This is a genomic window from Cryobacterium glucosi (assembly GCF_004402235.1).
GTDB lineage: Bacteria > Actinomycetota > Actinomycetes > Actinomycetales > Microbacteriaceae > Cryobacterium > Cryobacterium glucosi.
On sequence record NZ_SOFS01000019.1, the window covers coordinates 416794 to 431441 of the forward strand.

The 14648-nt window shown below is 69.7% G+C and carries 11 protein-coding genes; 7 read left to right on the forward strand and 4 right to left on the reverse strand.

Annotation, left to right across the window (positions count from 1 at the left end; genetic code table 11):
- Nucleotides 1-59: 59 nt before the first annotated feature.
- On the reverse strand, nt 60-1094 hold the full coding sequence (locus E3O46_RS10545; protein WP_134446845.1) for a LacI family DNA-binding transcriptional regulator: 1035 nt from the start codon (nt 1092-1094) through the stop codon (nt 60-62).
- Nucleotides 1095-1252: 158 nt separating this feature from the next.
- Between E3O46_RS10545 and E3O46_RS10550 the strand changes: the two genes are divergently transcribed.
- Nucleotides 1253-2842, forward strand: a complete 1590-nt coding sequence (locus E3O46_RS10550; protein WP_241987387.1) for a glycoside hydrolase family 43 protein — start codon at nt 1253-1255, stop codon at nt 2840-2842.
- 93 nt (nt 2843-2935) lie between these two features.
- On the opposite strand, the gene E3O46_RS10555 is transcribed toward E3O46_RS10550, so the two are convergent.
- A complete protein-coding gene (locus E3O46_RS10555; protein ID WP_134446841.1) occupies nt 2936-3964 on the reverse strand; it encodes a LacI family DNA-binding transcriptional regulator in 1029 nt (342 codons plus the stop codon).
- 135 nt (nt 3965-4099) lie between these two features.
- Here E3O46_RS10555 and E3O46_RS10560 point away from each other — a divergent pair, with 135 nt between their 5' ends.
- The 6 genes from E3O46_RS10560 to E3O46_RS10585 all read left to right on the forward strand — a co-directional run bounded on the left by E3O46_RS10560 (nt 4100) and on the right by E3O46_RS10585 (nt 12522).
- Complete coding sequence (locus tag E3O46_RS10560; protein WP_134561666.1) at nt 4100-5407, forward strand: ABC transporter substrate-binding protein; 1308 nt, start codon at nt 4100-4102, stop codon at nt 5405-5407.
- A gap of 10 nt (nt 5408-5417) precedes the next feature.
- A complete protein-coding gene (locus tag E3O46_RS10565) occupies nt 5418-6335 on the forward strand; it encodes a carbohydrate ABC transporter permease (protein WP_134558039.1) in 918 nt (305 codons plus the stop codon).
- On the forward strand, nt 6335-7153 hold the full coding sequence (locus tag E3O46_RS10570; RefSeq protein ID WP_134561667.1) for a carbohydrate ABC transporter permease: 819 nt from the start codon (nt 6335-6337) through the stop codon (nt 7151-7153). Before E3O46_RS10565 ends, E3O46_RS10570 begins: the two co-directional genes overlap by 1 nt.
- A gap of 2 nt (nt 7154-7155) precedes the next feature.
- Nucleotides 7156-9552, forward strand: a complete 2397-nt coding sequence (locus tag E3O46_RS10575) for a beta-xylosidase/alpha-l-arabinosidase (protein ID WP_134561668.1) — start codon at nt 7156-7158, stop codon at nt 9550-9552.
- 127 nt (nt 9553-9679) lie between these two features.
- Nucleotides 9680-10873, forward strand: coding sequence for a xylose isomerase (gene xylA, locus E3O46_RS10580; protein ID WP_134446831.1), 1194 nt, complete (start codon nt 9680-9682; stop codon nt 10871-10873).
- A gap of 140 nt (nt 10874-11013) precedes the next feature.
- Nucleotides 11014-12522 carry a xylulokinase gene (locus E3O46_RS10585; RefSeq protein ID WP_134561669.1) on the forward strand — a complete coding sequence of 503 codons (1509 nt, stop codon included), beginning with the start codon at nt 11014-11016 and terminating at the stop codon, nt 12520-12522.
- Between the two features lie 32 nt (nt 12523-12554).
- Here E3O46_RS10585 and E3O46_RS10590 read toward each other — a convergent pair whose 3' ends face one another.
- Together E3O46_RS10590 and E3O46_RS10595 are read right to left on the reverse strand one after the other, a co-directional pair.
- Complete coding sequence (locus E3O46_RS10590) at nt 12555-13502, reverse strand: aldose 1-epimerase family protein (protein ID WP_134558042.1); 948 nt, start codon at nt 13500-13502, stop codon at nt 12555-12557.
- Complete coding sequence (locus tag E3O46_RS10595; RefSeq protein WP_134561670.1) at nt 13499-14557, reverse strand: LacI family DNA-binding transcriptional regulator; 1059 nt, start codon at nt 14555-14557, stop codon at nt 13499-13501. Before E3O46_RS10595 ends, E3O46_RS10590 begins: the two co-directional genes overlap by 4 nt.
- Between the last annotated feature and the right edge of the window lie 91 nt (nt 14558-14648).

The window sequence follows — 14648 nt, forward strand, 5'->3', positions numbered from 1 at the left end:
CCCCACCGTTCCCGGAGAAGATCCGGTGGTGGGACCCGGCTTCCCGGGTCGGGAGCGGGTCAGGATCGCGGGGAGGCCCCTGGCCGATCCGGCGGCGGTGCGATCGAGCCGCGCTCGTAGAAACGCGGAGGGACGAGCTCGATACGGGGTTCGATCGGACCGCTCACCTGCTCGATCGCGAGCGTGACCGCGCGCCAGCAGGAGTCGGCGGCGACGAGCGGAATCGTGTCGAGCGGAGGCTCGAAGTGATCGGTCTCGAAGCTCGCGCAGGCCGCAAGCACGGAGAGATCCCGCGGCACCCGCAGGCCGCGTTCCCGCAGCACGTCCAGAACCGCGGTGTGTATGCTCTCCTCGGCATGGAGGACGAGCGCCGTCATGTCCGGGCGCTCCGCGAAGAGCGCATCGAGGGCGATCCGGACGCTCGGGCCGTCCCGTTCGGGCATCACGAACGCCGTCTCGACCCCGTGGGCCGCAGCGGCCGCGAAGAAACCGTCGCGGAACCGGGGCGGGAAATTCGAGCCGCGGGCATAGACGCCGGGAGAGTGCCCGATCAGGCCGATCGACCGGTGCCCGGCTGCCACCAGCTTCTCGACCGCGAGCGCCGCAGCGGCCTCGAAGTCGAGGTCGACGCAGACGAGACCGGCAGCATCCCGGGGAATCCCGATGAAGGTCGCCGGCACGCCGAGCTCGCGGATGACCGCGACCCTGTCGTCATCGCCCGCGACGTCGAGCACGATGATGCCGTCGACGAGGCTGCTCGACGCCACCCGGCGCAGTCCGCTCGTCGCCTCGTCCTGGGTGAGCAGCAGCACGTCGTAGTCGTGTTCGCGGGCGGCTTGCGCGACCGCGAGCACGAAGGCCATGTGGGCCGGCGCATAGGTGTCCGCGTGAAAAGGCGCCGTGAGGGCGAAGATGTTGGTGCGGGTGCCCGCGAGCATCCTGGCCCCCGCGTTCGGACGATAGCCGAGACTCTCCACGGCATCGAGGACGCGCACGCGCGTGGATGCCGCGATCGACCGCTTGCCGGACAGCGCGTAGGACACCGTGCTGATCGAGACACCGGCAACCCGCGCAACATCGTGGATGCTCGCCATGGCGCCGACCTCGCTTCCCGATAATAAATGTCTTGTCGCACAGTCTGACCCATGAACCAACGGACCAGAACCACCCCGTCCCGGATTTGTTGTGAGAATCGACTTAAACGGGTCAGGGGTCACGGATGCCGACGGTCCGGTCACTAGGGTGGTCAAGCATGACGGTCTTCGCGAATCCGGTCCTGCCCGGAATGTACCCCGATCCCTCGGTCTGCCGGGTCGGCGACACCTTCTACCTCGCCAATTCGTCGTTCGAGTACTTCCCCGGTCTCCCACTGCACTCGAGCACCGACCTCGTCACCTGGACACCCCTCGGCCACGCGATCGACCGCACCGGGCAGGCCGGCCTGCTCGACCTCGCCGGGGTGCCGGACTCCGGCGGCCTCTACGCGCCGACCCTGCGCCATCACGACGGTCTTTTCTTCCTCGCCTGCACCGTCGTCGGCGGCGCGGCGGACGCGTCGTTCTTCCTCACCACGACCGACCCGGCCGGGCCCTGGTCCGATCCGGTGTTCCTCGAGGGCGCGCGCGGCATCGATCCGACGGTCTTCTTCCACGAGGGCAGGGTCTGGTGGGCCGGCTGCCGCCTCGTCGAACCCGGCGCATACCCCGGCCAGACCGAGATCTGGCTCCGCGAGCTCGACCCGGTCGCCGGGCGACTCTTCGGCCAGGAGCACATCCTCTGGAATGGCGCGGTTGCCGGGGCGGTGTGGGCGGAGGGCCCGCACCTCTTCGCGCACGACGGGTGGATCTACCTCCTCGCCGCCGAGGGCGGCACCGAACGGAACCACGCCGTCTCGGTCGCCCGCTCCCGGTCCGTCACGGGCCCATACGTCGGGAACCCCGGCAACCCGATCCTCAGCCACCGCCAGCTGGGAGCCACCGCGAGCGTGCAGAACGTCGGGCACGCCGACCTCGTCGAGGCAGGGGACGGCTCCTGGTGGGCCCTCGCCCTCGGCGTGCGCAGCCGCGCGGGCGGGCACGTGCTCGGACGGGAGACCTTCCTCGCGCCCGTCGCCTGGGAGTCCGGCTGGCCCGTGGTCAACCCGGGTGCAGGCCGGCTCGGCGAGCGCGGAAGCACACCGTTCACGAGCGCGGATGCGCCGACCCCGGCCGAACTGCATGACACATTCCCGGTCGGGCCGCTCGCGGCGCACTGGCTCGGCGTGCGCGGGCCGGTGCCGGGAGCGCACACCTCTGCGGCAGAGTTGCACCTCGAGCCTCCTGCGCCGCCGGCCCCGGACCCGGCCGGGTCGACATCGGCGCCACGACCCGCGACGAGGACGCCGGCCGCGTTCCTGGGGTACCGGTTGCGGCATCCCGACGTGCGGGCCGGTCTCCGCCTGGTGCTGCCGTACCCCGGGGTCACGGCCGGGCTCGCCCTGCGGCAGAGCGAGAACTTCGGCCTGCGCATCGAGCTCGCGCACGCGCCGGCCGGCTGGACTGCGACCGCGATCGCGCGCGCGGACGGGGCTGACACGGTCCTCGGCAGCGTGCCGCTCGACCCCGTCGCACCGGGCTCCCTGCTCGACCTCACCGCGGAGCTGTCTGCGGCGGGGGTCGCTTTCACGGTCACGGTCGCCGGCGAGACGCGCGTCGTCGCCGTGACGGATGCCGCCCTCCTGACGACCGAGCGCGCCGGCGGCTTCGTGGGCACCGTCGTCGGGCCCTTCGTGAGCGGCGAGCCCGGCCACCCGGTCACGGTCACCGGCTTCGACTACGTGCCGACGGCATCCGCCACGCCCTGACCGAACCGATTCGACGGGGATTCTGCCCGGAAAGCCCTTCACACCCGCTCCCCCGCGAAATGGACCAGAAGAGTCCGTCGAATCGGTTGGGAGTCAGGCGAGAGGGGCCGTGCTGTGCCGCGTGACGAGGCTCGTCGCAAGATCCATCCGCTGCACGGTGCCGCCAGGGGAATGCCGCATGCTGACCGCGAGATTCGCCGCGGCCTCCGCCATCTCGGTGAGCGGCTGCCGGATCGTCGTGAGCGGCGGCCCGACCCACCGGGCGAGGGGGAGGTCGTCGTAGCCGACGACCGAGAGATCGGCAGGGATGAGCAGCCCCAGCGCCCTGGCCGCCTCGTACACGCCCATGGCCTGGAGGTCGCTCCCCGCGAAAATGGCGGTCGGCCGGTCCGGCCGGTCGAGCAGCTCGACCGCGCGCACCCGGGCCCCCTCCGGGTGGAAGTCACCGTCGAGCACGAGGGAGGAGTCGTAGGCGATTCCGGCCGCTTCGAGCGCGGCACGGTACCCGCCGATCCGCGCGACCGAACACAGCATGTCGACCGGACCCCCGATCATGCCGATCCGGGTGTGCCCGAGGTCGATGAGGTGCCGGGTCGCCGCGAGGCCGCCCGACCAGTTCGCCGAGCCGATCGAGGGAACGTCCGGGGTCGGCTCCCCCGCCGGGTCGACGACCACGAAGGGGATACCGCGGGTCGCGAGCTTCTGCTTCTGCTCCCCTGAGAGGTCCGAGAAGACCAGGATCACGCCGACCGGATTGCGGGCGATCACGCCGTCGATCCATTCCACGGACGGCGCGTGCCTGTCGCCGCTCTCGGTGAGGACGATGCTGAGCCCGTTCGCCCGCGCGACGCGCTCGACCCCGCGGATGATCTCGATCGCCCAGACGCTCTCGAGCTCGTGGAAGACGAGCTCGAGCAACGGCGCGGAAGCTGCGGCGTCGCCGCGGCGGCTGTACCCGTTGCGGGAGAGCAGCTCTTCGACCCGGGTGCGCGTCGCCGGGGCGACGTCGCCGCGGCCGTTGAGCACCTTGGACACGGTGGAGAGCGACACGGCCGCGAGCGCGGCGATCGCCGACAGGGTCACGCGGTCCGGACTCTCCCGGCTTTCTTCGACGATCGACATGGCCTCATTCTTCCCCGAAGCCTCGGCTCCGTGCATCCGTTTGGTTTGTCGCTTGACGCAACAAACCCTGCGCCATAGACTCCAGTCATCCTAATCACTTTCGGCAACTTCGCCGAAACTTTCGAGAGGCGTTCAATGTCGAACACGAGCAGGTGGCTCAAACGAGCCGTCGCCGCATCCGCAGTAATCGCGTTGGGAGTCACGCTCTCCGCGTGCTCCGGCGCATCAGGCAGCACAGCCAACAGCAACCGTCCGGAGAATGTCATCCACGTCGCCGTCTACGGAGACGCGGGCAACACCGTCGAGCAGGCCATGGTCGACAAATTCAACGCCACCTCCAAGGTCCAGGTCATCCTCGACAGGATCCCCGGCGCCAATTACCAGCAGAAGCTCCAGACGATCATCAGCACCGACGCGGCGCCCGACGTCTTCTTCAACTGGGGCGGCGGCAGCATCCAGCCGTTCGTGAAGGCCAACCTCCTCCTCCCCCTCACCGACATGATCAAGTCGGACCCGGCCCTCGAGTCGAGCTTCCTGCCCTCGGTCTTCAACGCCGCCGCGATCGACGGCGTGCCGTACGGCATCCCGATGCGCGGCACCCAGCCGGTCATCCTGTTCAACAACAAGCAGGTCCTGACGGATGCGGGAATCACCGCCCCGAAGACGTGGGACGACCTGCTCGCCGACGTCAAGGTCCTCACGGCGAAGGGCATCACCCCGATCGCCCTCGGCGGCGCCGACCAGTGGCCGACCCTGATGTGGTTCGAGTACCTCTTCGACCGTGTCGCCGGCCCCGACCTCCTCACGAAGGCCATCGGCGGCGACACCACCGTCTGGGACTCCGCCGACGGCAAGGCAGCACTCACCAAGCTCAAGTCCCTCATCGACGCGGGCGCCTTCGGCACCAACTTCGACTCCGTGAGCTTCGTCGACGGCGGCTCGCCCGCTCTGCTCCGCACCGGCAAGGCCGCCTTCGAGCTCATGGGCTCGTGGGAGTACTCCACCCAGCAGACCGCGGACAAGGCGTGGACCGAAGCCAACCTCGGCTACACCGGCTTCCCGTCGATCGCCGATGGCAAGGGTGACGGCGCCGACCTCGTCGGCAACACGAACAACTACTACTCGGTCATCAAGGCCACCCGCTACCCGGACACCGCCCGCGACTTCCTGAAGCTGATGTACTCCGACGAGTTCGTCCAGGCCCAGCTCGGCATCGGCAACCTCCCCACGACGACCACGACCGAGAAGTTCCTCGACCAGGCCGCCGACCCGGCATACGCGACCTTCCAGTTCAACCTGGTCAAGGACGCACCCGCGTTCCAGCTCTCCTGGGACCAGGCTTACCCCCAGTCGGCATCCGCCGACATGAAGACCGCGGTCTCGCAGTTCTTCACCGGCAAGCTCGACGTCGCCGGCTTCATCTCCGCGATGCAGGCACTCTAGGTAACTGACCATGAAGCGTCCAACCACCGGGCGCTCACGGCACTCGGGCGGCCCCAACGTGGGCCGCCCGGGCTTCGCCTGGGCCCTCCCCGCCACAATCTTCTTCGCCCTCTTCGCGATCGTCCCCCTCATCGGCGTCGCGGTGATGTCCTTCACGAGCTGGAGCGGCCTCGGCTCTCCCGAGTTCAACGGGCTCGACAACTGGAACAAGCTCCTCGGCGACAAGGTCATGATGCAGAGCCTCTGGCTGAGCGCCCTGCTCACCCTGCTCGGCGTCGTCATCCAGACCCCGCTCAGCATCCTGCTCGGCGTCTGGGCTGCGGGACAGCAGAAGAACCGCGCCGTCCTCTCCGCGATCTACTTCATCCCGCTGCTGCTCTCCTCCGCGGCCGTCTCGGTGCTCTGGCGGGCCCTGCTCGACCCGAACTTCGGCATCCCCGGCCAGCTGGCCGGGATCTTCGGCGGCGACGGCAACCTGCTCGGCAGCCAGGCCGGCGCGATCGCCGTGCTGACCTTCGTCGGCGCGTGGCAGTTCACCCCGCTGCACACCCTGCTCTACCAGGGCGCTGCCCGGTCGGTCCCGCCCGTGCTCTACCAGGCCGCCGAGATCGACGGCGCAGGCACGATGCGCAAGTTCTTCAGCATCACCCTGCCGCAGCTGCGCAACACCATCGTGACCTCCGGCATCCTGATGGTCGTCGGCGGCCTCACCACCTTCGACACCGTGCTCATCCTGACCAAGGGCGGGCCGGGCACCGACACCACCATCACGCCGTACTACATGTACCGGAAGGCGTTCCAGTCCTTCGACTTCGGCGTCGGCAGCGCGATCGCGCTCGTCCTCGTGGTCATCGCGACGGCCATCTCGCTCATCATGGTCAGGGCGACCGGCTACGACAAGATGAACAGCGCCCAGGAAGGCATCTGATGAAGCCCAGACCGAATTACTTCGCCGGGGCCGGCAGCATCATCTGGCTCCTGATCGTCCTCGTCCCGATCTACGTCATGGTCACGGCGACGATCCAGACGCAGCAGGGCTACGCATCCGCCGGCCCGTTGTCTCTGCCGAGCTCGTTCACCCTCGACAATTTCGGCGCCCTCGTCACGGGCGGGTTCCTCACCTACGTGTGGAACACCGTCATCGTCACGGTGAGCGTCGTCGCGATCGTCGTGCTCGTCGTCCCACCGCTCTCCTACGCGGTCGTCCGCAGCCGCAGCCGGGGCATCTCGCTGATCTTCCGCACCTTCCTGCTCGGACTCGCGATCCCGGCCCAGGCCGTCATCGTGCCGATCTTCTACCTGATCTCGGTCGCCGGGCTCTACGACAGCCTGATCGGCATCATCCTGCCGACGGCGGCGTTCTGCCTGCCGATCTGCACCCTGATCCTGACCGGCAGCATGCGCGACATCACCCCGGAGCTCTACGAGGCCATGGCCATGGACGGTGCGACGCCGATGCGCAGCTTCTTCCAGCTCGTGCTTCCCCTCTCCAAGAGCGGCATCTCGACGATCATCGTCTTCTCCGCGCTGCAGGCCTGGAACGGCTTCCTTTTCCCCCTGATCCTGACCCAGTCGGCCTCGACCAAGGTGATCACCCTCGGACTGTTCGACTTCCAGTCGCAGTACGGTGTCAACATTCCGGGGCTGATGGCGGCCGTGCTGCTCTCGATACTCCCGGTTCTCTTCGTGTACCTATTCGCCCGGCGCGCCCTTGTTCAGGGCCTCATGGGCGTCGGAGGCAAGTAATCATGACCGACACACTCTCCCCAGCCCCTTCCTCGGTGGATGCAGCGCCGCACGCCTGGCAGGACACCGCGCGCTCCCCCGCCGAGCGCGTCGACACCCTCCTCGCCGCGATGACCCTGCGCGAGAAGGTCGCCCAGCTCTACGGAGTCTGGGTCGGCGCCTCCAACGACGGCGGCGGCGTCGCCCCGTACCAGCACGACATGGAGGACGTCCTCGACCTCGACGCCCTCCTGCCGCACGGCCTCGGCCAGCTGACCCGGCCGTTCGGCTCCGGGCCCGTCGACGCCGCCGTCGGCGTCGTCTCCCTCGCGCGCAGCCAGCGTCGCATCGTCGCGGCCGGCCGCTTCGGCATCCCCGCCCTCGCCCACGAGGAGTGCCTCGCCGGCTTCACCGCGTGGGGCGCGACCGCATACCCGGTGCCGCTGGCCTGGGGCGCGACCTTCAACCCCGGCCTCGTGCAGGAGATGTCGGGCCGGATCGGCGCGAGCATGCGCTCCGTCGGGGTGCACCAGGGCCTCGCCCCCGTTCTCGACGTCGTACGCGACGCCCGCTGGGGCCGCGTCGAGGAGACCATCGGAGAGGACCCGATCCTCGTCGGCACCATCGCGACCGCCTATGTGCGCGGTCTCGAGTCCGCCGGCATCGTCGCGACCCTCAAACACTTCATCGGTTACTCCGCATCGAAGGCCGGCCGCAACCTCGCCCCCGTCTCGATCGGCCGCCGCGAATTCAACGACGTGCTCGTCCCGCCGTTCGAAATGGCGGTGCGCGAGAGCGGGGTCCGCTCCGTGATGCACGCGTACACCGACATCGACGGCGTGCCGACCGCCGCAGACCCGACCCTGCTCACCGGGCTCCTCCGCGACACCTGGGGCTTCACCGGAACGGTCGTCGCCGACTACTTCGGCATCGCCTTCCTGAAGACCCTGCACGCGATCGCCGAGACCTGGGGGGATGCCGCGGTGCAGGCCCTCCGCGCCGGCGTCGACGTTGAGCTGCCGACCGTCAAGACCTTCGCGGAACCGCTCCTCGCCGAGATCGAGGCCGGCCGGCTCCCGACCGGCTACATCGACCGCGCAGCCCGGCGCGTGCTGCTGCAGAAGCTCGACCTCGGCCTGCTCGACGCCGACTGGTCGCCGCTCCCGGCCGGCTGGACCGAGACCGACCTCGCCGACGTCGAGGCCGTGCGCGGGCGGGTCGATCTTGATCCCGCCGCGAGCCGGAGCGTCGCGCGCCGGATCGCCGAACAATCGGTTGTGCTGCTGACGAACGACGGCCTGCTGCCGCTCGCGCCGGCATCCACCGGCTCACCGCTGCGGATCGCGGTCGTCGGCCCCAATGCCGACGACGCGCTCAACCTGCTCGGCTGCTATTCGTTCCCCGGCCACGTCGGCACCCTGCACCCCGAGGTGCCGATCGGAATCGAAATCCGCACCGTGCTCGAAGCAGTTCGCACTGAGTACCCCCTGGCGACCGTGACATACTCGCCCGGCGTCACCGTCGATGGGACCGACGAGGCCGGCATCGCGCCAGCGGCACGTGCCGCAGCCGACGCCGACCTCGTGATCATCGTGCTCGGCGACCGGCCCGGACTGTTCGGGCGCGGGACCAGCGGGGAGGGCTGCGACGCCGAGTCGCTCGAACTGCCCGGTCGGCAGTGGCGGCTGCTCGACGCGGTCCTCACGAGCGGAACCCCCGTCGTGACCGTGCTCGTCGCCGGACGCCCTTACTTCCTGCACGATGCACCCGAACGGTCAGCGGCCGTGTTGCAGTCGTTCTTCCCCGGCGAGGAGGGCGCCGGGGCACTCGCGGGCGTGATCAGCGGCCGGGTCAACCCGTCCGGCCGGCTGCCCGTGAGCGTACCGAACCACGCGGGCGGCCAGCCAGGCGGGTACCTCGCCGCGCCGCTCGGGAGCCGGAACGAGGTCTCCAACCTCGACCCGACCGCACGCTTCCCCTTCGGCCACGGTCTCGGCTACAGCCGATTCGAGTGGACCGATGCCGCGATCGGCGCGGCCTCGATGACCACGGATGCCGCAACGACGGTCACGCTCACGGTCACGAACGCGGGTGCCCTCGCAGGGGCCGACGTGGTGCAGCTCTACCTGCACGACCCGGTCGCCTCGGTCGTGCGCCCGGTGAACCGGCTGATCGGCTACGCGCGGGTCGAGCTGGATGCGGGTGCGAGCGCACGCGTCGAGTTCACGGTGCACGCCGACCTGTCCGCGTTCACGGGCAGGGACGGCGACCGCATCGTCGAACCCGGTGCTCTCGAGCTGCGGCTCGGGCACTCGAGCGCGCTCGTCGCCGCACCCCTCAACCTGCGGCTCACCGGGCCCGTGCGCACCGTCGACCACACCCGCGCCCTCGTGGCCGCGGCGACCGTCGCCCCGCGCTGAAGCCCCGCCCGACCGGCCCGTTCCGGTCGCACCGATTGCCGGATGACGGTAGCGCGGCATCCGCTTTTCCCCTAATATGTTTATAGATACAACAAATCATCAACGTCGCTGACAGACAAGGAACCTCATGGCCATCACGCCCACCCCCGCAGACAAATTCTCCTTTGGCCTCTGGACCATCGGCTACAACGGCGCTGACCCCTTCGGTGGGCCGACTCGTCCGCCGCTCGACGTCGTCGACGCCGTGGAGAACCTGGCGAAAATCGGGGCGTACGGCCTGACCTTCCACGACAACGACCTGTTCCCGTTCGGCTGCACGGAAGAGAAGCGCCAGTCGCAGATCGACCGCGTCAAGCAGGCGTGTGCAGACACCGGCCTGATCATTCCGATGATCACGACGAACCTGTTCAGCGAGCCCGTCTTCAAGGACGGCGGCTTCACCTCGAACGACCGCAGCGTCCGCCGCTTCGCCCTCCGCAAGGTGCTGCGCAACCTCGACCTCGCGGCCGAACTCGGCGCGAAGACCTTCGTGATGTGGGGCGGGCGCGAAGGCGCGGAGTACGACTCGGCCAAGGACATCCGCTCGGCCCTCTCCCGCTACCGCGAAGCCGTCAACCTGCTCGGCGACTACGTCACCGACAAGGGCTACGACATTCGCTTCGCGATCGAGCCCAAGCCGAACGAACCCCGCGGCGACATCCTGCTGCCGACGATCGGTCACGCGATGGCGTTCATCACGACCCTCGAGCGCCCCGAATTGGTCGGCGTGAACCCCGAGGTCGGCCACGAGCAGATGGCCGGGCTCAACTTCGCCGCCGGCATCGCCCAGGCGCTGTACCAGGGCAAGCTCTTCCACATCGACCTCAACGGCCAGCGCGGCATCAAGTACGACCAGGACCTCGTCTTCGGCCACGGCGACCTGCACAACGCCTTCGCTCTCGTCGACCTGCTCGAAAACGGCGGCCCGAACGGTGGCCAGACCTACGAGGGCCCTCGCCACTTCGACTACAAGCCGAGCCGCACCGAGGACATCACGGGCGTCTGGGACTCCGCCAGGGCCAACATCCAGACGTACCTGCTGCTCAAGGAACGCGCCGCGTCCTTCCGCGCCGACCCCGAGGTGCAGCAGATGCTCGCCGCGGCCAAGGTGCCCGACCTCGCGCTGCCGACCCTCGGCGAAGGCGAGACCTACGACGACCTGCTCGCCGACCGCGCCTCCTACGAAGACTTCGACACCGACGCGTACTTCGGCGGCAAGGGCTTCGGCTTCGTTCGCCTGCAGCAGCTGGCCCTCGAGCACCTGCTCGGCGCCCGCAACTAGCACAGCATCACCTGCGCGCCCCGGCCGGCGTGTCACGCTCATCTGGGGGGCGGGACAAACCGGCCGGGGCGCGTTCGCGCACGCCGCGCCCGCACGTCCTCACTCGCACCCCACCCCCTCTCGAAGCGGAGAATGTAGTCATGTCACTGGTTGCCGGAGTCGATTCCTCGACCCAAAGTTGCAAGGTCGTCGTTCGTGACACGGAAACCGGTGCGCTCGTTCGCAGCGGTCGCGCCGTGCATCCGGAGGGGACCGAGGTCGACCCACAGAAGTGGTGGGAGGCCCTGCAGGCCGCCGTCGCCGACGCCGGCGGACTGGGCGATGTCGCAGCGATCTCGATCGCGGCCCAGCAGCACGGCATGGTCGTCCTCGACATCGACGGCCGCGTTATCCGCCCGGCTCTGCTCTGGAACGACACCCGTAGCGCCCCCGCAGCCGCAGAGCTGATCGACGAGGTCGGCGCCGCCGAATACGCCCAGCGCACCGGCCTCGTGCCGGTCGCGTCGTTCACAGCGACGAAGCTGCGCTGGCTGCGCGACGCCGAACCGGGCAACGCCGCGCGCGTCGCCGCGGTCGCGCTCCCCCATGACTGGCTCACCTGGCGGCTGCGCGGCTTCGGCCCGGCCGACGAGAGCCCTCTCGGCCCCGACCTGACGGCGCTGACCACGGACCGCTCCGATGTGAGCGGCACCGGCTACTGGTCGCCGATCACGGGCGAGTACGACCTCGACCTCTTCGAGCGCGCCCTCGGGCACGCGGCCGTGCTGCCGCGCGTGCTCGGCCCGGGTGAGATCGCCGGAGAGACGGTCGCACTCAGCCTCGCCTCCCCTGACGAATTCGACGGAGATCGTGCCGATTCGACACCTGAGACGACCAGTGCATCGTTCACCGACCTGGAATCCCCGTCGAATTGGGTACCCGCCGGCATCGTCGTCGGCGTCGGCGCCGGCGACAACGCGGGCGCCGCCCTCGGCCTCGGAGCGGGCGACGGCGACGTCATCGTATCGATCGGCACGAGCGGCACCGTCTTCGCGGTGACCGCGACCCCGGCAACGGATGCCACGGGCACGGTCGCGGGGTTCGCCGACGCGAGCGGGCTCTTCCTTCCGCTCGTCGCGACGCTCAACGCCGCGCGCGTGCTCGACGCGGTGCGCGGACTCCTCGGCGTGGACCACGACGAGCTCGGCCGACTCGCCCTCGAGGCGGAGGCCGGCGCGAACGGCCTCGTGCTCCAGCCCTATTTCGAAGGCGAGCGCACCCCGAACCTGCCCAACGCGACCGCGACCCTCTTCGGGCTCACCCTCGCCTCGACCACCCGGCCGAACCTCGCCCGCGCGGCGATCGAAGGCCTGCTCTGCGGGCTCGCCGACGGCCTCGAGGCCGTGCGCGGCCAGGGTGTCGTCGTCTCCCGGGTGCTCCTGATCGGCGGCGCGGCGCAGAACCCGGCCGTCCGCGGCATCGCGGCGCAGCTCTTCGACAACCCCGTCGTCGTTCCGGCCCCTGGCGAGTATGTCGCCGACGGCGCAGCCGTGCAGGCGGCGTGGGCGCTGACGGGAGCGCGACCGGAGTGGCGCATCTCGCTCGCGGCGGAGCCGGCGATCGACTTCCGCCCCGTGATCCGCTCGCAGTACGCCGCCCACCGCGTCTGACCCACCTGCTCCGACCCACCCCGCCTGCCGGGTCAGAGCGCGCTGATCCGCCAGCTCGCCTCGTGGGTGTCTCCTGGCGCCAGACGAACGAGGTCGATGCCGGAGTTGAACGCGTCAGGAGGGCACGTCATCGGCTCCACCGCGAGGCCGAGCCGGGTGACCCCTGGGAGCGGCAGGTCCGCGGTGTGCACCTGCAGCCACGGGCATTCCGGCCCGAAGCTCATGGCCACACCGCGTCCGTCGGCCTCCCGCAGTTCGAGTGTCGCGCGCCCGCCGGAGTCCTGGATGATGCCCGTGAACGCGTGATCGATCTCCGTCGCACCCAGCACCCGGGGCTCCCGGAAGTCGAAGGCACCGTCGCCGGCCGCGACGTCGACGACTCCGACCGGCAGCAGCCGGTCCGGTGTGACCTCGAGGAACCGGTCGGCCGGAAGCCTGAGCGTCCAGCTGTCCAGCGGGGAATCCCCCGCGCGCAGGTACGGATGCGGGCACACGCCATACGGCGCGGTGCCCGCTCCGGAGTTGCACACCTCGATCGTGGTCGTCAGTCCATCCGCGGCGAGCGCGTACCGGGCCGTGAAGTCGAGCTGGAAAGGATAGCCGGGACCGGCGGGCAGCCTGAGTCCGAGCACGACCTCGCCGGGAGCCTGCGCGAGCAGCCGCCAGGCCCGGTCGAACACGAGCCCGTGCAGCGCGCAGTCCCGCGACGGCTCGTTGACCGGCACGTGCACGGCCACTCCGTCTACCGGGTAGCGACCGTCCGCGATCCGGTTGGGCCAGGGTGCCGCGAGAGCGCCCCGGAAGCCGACCATGGCCTCGTCCCGGTCAAAGCTCACGACCAGGTCGCGCCCCTCGTACTGCAGCAGGCGCAGGCACGCGCCGATCTCGGTCACGACCGCGCGGTAGCCGTGTCCCGCGATCTCGTACTGCTCGCCGCTCGGCGCAGGGTTGGGTCCCGCCGTCGTGGTCTCGCTCGTCATGATTCCTGTCCTCGCTCTTCGGATGCCCCGGGCACGGTCACCGGTTCGCGCGATCCCGAGGACTCACGCTCGATCACCCGGAAGTCGGCCAGGAACTCTCTCGGCGCCTCCGGGGCGGTGGCATTGATCCGTTCGAGCAGCACCCGCACGGCGGTCTCGGCGATCTCTGCCCTCCCGGGATCGACCGTCGAGAGCGTCGGAAGGCTGTACCGGGTCTCGTCGAGATCGTCGAAGCCCATCAGCGCCACGTCCTCCGGGATGCGCAGCCCAGCCTGCTGGAGCACGCGCATGGCGCCGAGGGCCAGGGTGTCGTTGAGTCCGAACACGGCGTCGAACTCCACGCCGGAGGCGAGCAGCTCCCGCGTCGCTGTGGCGCCGTTCGAGCGGTGCCACAGGGTCGTGAACCCGATCAGGGCGGGGTCGAAGGGAATTCCGGCGGCCTCGAGGGCCTCCCGGTACCCGCGCAGGCGCAGGCCGGCCGAGCCGATCACTTCGCCCTCGTGCGCACCGACCACCGCGATCCGGCGCCGTCCCCGCCGGATCAGGTGTTCGGTCGCCGCCCTCGCGGCATCGACGTTGCGCATCGTGACGTGGTCGGTCGGCCCTTTGAAGATCCGCTCCCCGAGCAGCACGAGCGGGTAGCCGACCCGCAGGAAGTCCGCGTCGTCGTTGCCCATGCCGAGAGGGCTGAAGATCAGGCCGTCGGTGAGCTGGCGCCGGGGGCTCGAGAGCAGGCCGATCTCCCGGTCCCGGTCTCCCCCGGTCTGTTCGATCAGGACGGTGACGCCATGGCGCTCCGCCGAGCGGATCACGGCATCCGCGAGCTCGGCGAAGTAGCTCAGGGACAACTCGGGGAGGGCGAGGCCGATCATGCCCGTCCGTCCGGAACGCAGGCTGCGTGCCGAGAGATTGGGGTGGTAGTCGAGCTCGGCGATGGCCTCGAGCACCCGCTGTTTGGTGGCGGGGCGAATGTGGGGGTGATCGTTGATCACGTTGGAGACGGTCTTGATCGAGACTCCGGCGATTTGTGCCACATCGTGCAGTGTTGCCGCCATGGAGCCCCTTCCGATTCGGGCGACGTTCGCAGCAGCGTTCGTCTCCTCGCATAGTACAACGTTGTATGGCAGGCGGTGGGCGGGATCCGGC

Coding starts and splice junctions, on each gene's coding strand:
- E3O46_RS10550 (WP_241987387.1), top strand. CDS start 1,253: ATGACGGTCTTCGCGAATCCGGTCCTGCCCGGAATGTACCCCGATCCC.
- E3O46_RS10555 (WP_134446841.1), bottom strand. CDS start 3,964: ATGTCGATCGTCGAAGAAAGCCGGGAGAGTCCGGACCGCGTGACCCTG.
- E3O46_RS10565 (WP_134558039.1), top strand. CDS start 5,418: ATGAAGCGTCCAACCACCGGGCGCTCACGGCACTCGGGCGGCCCCAAC.
- E3O46_RS10545 (WP_134446845.1), bottom strand. CDS start 1,094: ATGGCGAGCATCCACGATGTTGCGCGGGTTGCCGGTGTCTCGATCAGC.
- E3O46_RS10585 (WP_134561669.1), top strand. CDS start 11,014: ATGTCACTGGTTGCCGGAGTCGATTCCTCGACCCAAAGTTGCAAGGTC.
- E3O46_RS10575 (WP_134561668.1), top strand. CDS start 7,156: ATGACCGACACACTCTCCCCAGCCCCTTCCTCGGTGGATGCAGCGCCG.
- E3O46_RS10595 (WP_134561670.1), bottom strand. CDS start 14,557: ATGGCGGCAACACTGCACGATGTGGCACAAATCGCCGGAGTCTCGATC.
- xylA (WP_134446831.1), top strand. CDS start 9,680: ATGGCCATCACGCCCACCCCCGCAGACAAATTCTCCTTTGGCCTCTGG.
- E3O46_RS10590 (WP_134558042.1), bottom strand. CDS start 13,502: ATGACGAGCGAGACCACGACGGCGGGACCCAACCCTGCGCCGAGCGGC.
- E3O46_RS10560 (WP_134561666.1), top strand. CDS start 4,100: ATGTCGAACACGAGCAGGTGGCTCAAACGAGCCGTCGCCGCATCCGCA.
- E3O46_RS10570 (WP_134561667.1), top strand. CDS start 6,335: ATGAAGCCCAGACCGAATTACTTCGCCGGGGCCGGCAGCATCATCTGG.